The following is a 3,459-nucleotide window of genomic DNA, read 5'->3' on the forward strand; positions in this document are numbered from 1 at the left end:
CGAATCCAGAGCGCCCTGCCACCCCGACACCTGGACCCCGCCTTTGCCCTGCTGGTCGGGGACCAGATTTACGCCGATGCCACCGCCGGCTTGATGGATCCGCTGAGCCCCACCGAGCGCTATGTGGAGCGGTACGAAACCGCTTTCGGTCTGCAAGGCCTGGGGCCGTTTCTGGCCCACACACCAACCTACATGACCCCCGACGACCACGAATGGATCGACGCACACCCGAACGGAGCCCCCTTGTTGAAATGGTCCTGGGGAGACTGGACGACCGGCCAGAACTACCAGGTGAAGGCCCGCGAACTGCGCGATTGGGCGGGAGAGGCATTGACTTCGTTCGAGCGCTCCTTGAGCTGGCCTCTGTCCTACCCGAATCAAGCGGGGCGGGCGCAGGAGCATCCATTCGTGGCGACAGCACCAAAGCGTCCGGGCTGGACGACGCACCGCCAGGGCTGCGCGCAACTCTGGATCATCGACAGCCGCTCTTGGCGCAACCGTCGCCGGCCGGGTTCAGCCGACACGGAAGTCGTGGACCCCGACGATTTCAACGCCTTGCTCGCGGCGCTGTCGGCGTCGGCAGACAATGTGCTCCACGTCATCGTCACCGGCTCGGTCGTGCTGCCCGGGCTCTACCCCAATGCCGACCCCGCCAATCCGGGCGCGAGTGACACGTGGCAGTACGCACCCACGCAGCGCACCCGGCTGCTGCAAACCCTGGTGAGCGCCTGCCCGCGCCGCTTTCTCCTGGTCTCGGGCGACTACCACGTGAGCACGGCGGTGTCCTTGAAGCTGAACAGTCAAACAGTGGGTGCGTCCATCGTGGCGCCCCCCATTTACGCGCCACTGCCTTACGCCAATGCAGCGCCTGAGCACGTGTTCATGGATGAGGCTGTTCGACTGCCCGCCGGCGAACTGACACAACACGCTTGCGAAGGCTCGGCGACCCTGCGCGGCAACGGCATGGGCGATGTGCTGGTTGAGCGACGGGGCGACGGCTACACCATCACCTACACCGGAGCGCTCAAGGTGCTGGAAACCGGCGAGACCATCCACCGGAACTGCCAGATCACCCTTTGAGCGACCCGTCCAAAGGCGGCGCCACCATGTCCTGAATCCGGATGCCCAGGCGCGCCAGTTCAAACACGATCTGGGTGCGCGTGTTGACCTGCAGCAGCTCCATGAGGTGCGTCACGTGGGTCTTGACCGTGCCGTCCGAAATGCCGAGGTCGCGCGCGATCATCTTGTTGGTCTTGCCCTGCACCAGGCCGCGCAACACGTCACGCTGCCGTTCGGTGATGTGCACGCGGGCCTTGGACCACACGGTGGGGGCGGGTGCGTTCGTGCCGCCCGGGCCCGCACTCACCGCGCTGCCCGGCAACCAGACATTGCCGGAGGTGATGCAGTCCAGCGCCTGGGAGAGTTGCGCTGCGTCGGCGCTCTTGGGGATGAAGCCGAAGGCGCCCATCTCCACACAATCGCGCACCAGCTGGGGGTCCTCGTTGCCCGACACCACCACACACGGGATCTCCGGGCAAAGACCGCGAAAGTAGGACAAGGCTTCCAGCCGGTGGAAGCCCGGCATGCCGAGGTCCAGCACGATCACGTCAAAGGGAAGACCAGACCCGTCGAAGAACGCTCTGGCGGCCTGCGGGCTGTCGCACTGGACGGCCTGGGCCTCGGGTCGCAGGAGTTGGAGTTGCATCACCAACCCCATCCGGAACATGGTGTGGTCGTCGACCAGCAGGATGCGCATAAGGCCCCCTCAAACCACCGCCGGCGGAATGGCTAGCGGCGCTGAGCATTGTGCCGGATGGCGGTCAAGGTGCCACGGGTGGTGATCACGTCCACGTCGATCATCACCTCGATCAGGCTGCCGCCGGGCGCTGCCAGCGCACGCTGCAGCGCGGCTTCGAACCCGGCGGTGTGTGTGATGCGTTCGGCCGCGTAACCATAGGCACGGGCCAGCGCGCAGAAGTCCGGGTTGGCCAGGGCCGAGCCGCTCACGTTGGCCGGGTACTCGCGCTCCTGGTGCATGCGGATGGTGCCGAAGCTGCCGTTGTTGAGCAGCAGCACGATGCTCTTCGCGCCGTGCTGCACCGCGGTGGCCAGTTCCTGGCCATTCATGAGAAAGTCGCCGTCACCTGCGATGGTGAATGCCGTGCGCCCGGTGAGGATGGCCGCGCCGATACCGGCCGGCACGCCGTAACCCATGGCGCCGTTGGTGGGCGCGAGTTGTGTTTTGTGACCCTTGACCAGACCGCTGTAGCGGAAGAAGCGGTGCAGCCAGCTCGCGAAATTGCCGGCACCGTTGGTCAGCACCGCATCGGCTGGCAGGTGTTTCTGCAGGGTATGAATGATGGCCGGCATGTCGATGGTGCCGGGCAGCGTGATGCCGCCGTTGGCGGGATCGATATTGGCCAGGTAGTCGGCGTGGCAGGCCTCGGTCCAGCTCACCCAGGGCAGCGTGGGTGGCGCGGTGAGCACCTCCAGGCTGCGCGCCGCCGCGTTCATGGTCGCATTGATCGCCAGTGTGGGCTGGTACACGCGGCCCAGTTCCTCGGCGCTGGCGTGGATGTGCACCAGCTTCTGTTTGGGCACCGGCGCTTCGATCAGCGTGTAGCCGCCGGTGGTGGACTCGCCCAGTCGCGGGCCGATGGCGATCAGCAGGTCACTCTCGCGCACACGCCTGGCCAGTGCGGGATTGATGCCCAGACCCACATCGCCCGCGTAGAGCGCGTGGTGGTTGTCAAAGGTGTCCTGAAAACGAAAGGCGTTGGTCACCGGCAGTTGCCAGTTTTCGGCGAAGCGCTGCAGCGCGGCGGCGGACTGCGGCGTCCAGCCGCCACCACCGGCGATCACCAGCGGGCGCTCGCTGGCCAGCAGCAGGGTGCGCAGTTCACGCAGCGCGCCCGGGTCGCTCCAGGCCTGCACGGCATCCACGCGCGGCAAAGGCTCGGCGTCCACGGTCTGCGTGAGCATGTCTTCGGGCAGCACCAGCACCACCGGGCCGGGCCGGCCGTTCATGGCGGTGGCGAAGGCTCGCGCCACGTACTCAGGGATGCGGCGCGCATCGTCGATGCGTTCCACGCGTTTGGCCATGCCCTTGGTGGAGGGGCCGAAGAACGACAGGTAGTCGACTTCCTGAAAAGCCTCGCGGTCGCGCGCGTCGCTCGCCACGTCGCCGATGAACAGCACCATGGGCGTGCTGTCCTGAAACGCGGTGTGCAGGCCGATCGACGCGTTGGTGGCGCCAGGCCCGCGCGTCACGAAGCACACGCCCGGTCGCCCGGTGAGCTTGCCCTGGGCTTCGGCCATGAAGGCCGCGCCACCTTCCTGACGGTTGGTGACAAAGCGGATGCGGTCGGCGTGGGCGTGAAAGCCGTCCAACACGGCGAGGTAACTTTCACCCGGAACACCGAAGGCGTGGGTCACGCCCTGCTGGATCAGGCATTGCAC

3 protein-coding genes are annotated in these 3,459 nt (G+C 66.6%); 1 reads left to right on the forward strand and 2 read right to left on the reverse strand.

The window, feature by feature from the left end:
* Positions 1–1,080: alkaline phosphatase D family protein (locus Q0C59_RS08980; protein WP_291214261.1), on the forward strand; the 1,080-nt coding region annotated here is incomplete at its 5' end.
* On the opposite strand, the gene Q0C59_RS08985 is transcribed toward Q0C59_RS08980, so the two are convergent.
* Both Q0C59_RS08985 and Q0C59_RS08990 read right to left on the reverse strand, forming a co-directional pair.
* Entirely contained in the window at positions 1,070–1,756 is a 687-nt protein-coding gene (locus Q0C59_RS08985) for a response regulator transcription factor (protein WP_291214263.1), read from the reverse strand. The two genes, Q0C59_RS08980 and Q0C59_RS08985, sit on opposite strands and share 11 nt — an antisense overlap.
* Positions 1,757–1,788: 32 nt before the next feature.
* Positions 1,789–3,459 (reverse strand): thiamine pyrophosphate-binding protein (locus Q0C59_RS08990; protein ID WP_291214265.1); only part of this gene is annotated, 1,671 nt, incomplete at its 5' end.

The organism is Hydrogenophaga sp. (genome assembly GCF_022844385.1).
Classification (GTDB): domain Bacteria; phylum Pseudomonadota; class Gammaproteobacteria; order Burkholderiales; family Burkholderiaceae_C; genus Hydrogenophaga.

What these genes read in the sequence shown, in the direction of transcription:
- Q0C59_RS08985 (WP_291214263.1), bottom strand. Translation starts at nt 1,756, where the DNA reads ATGCGCATCCTGCTGGTCGACGACCACACCATGTTCCGGATGGGGTTG.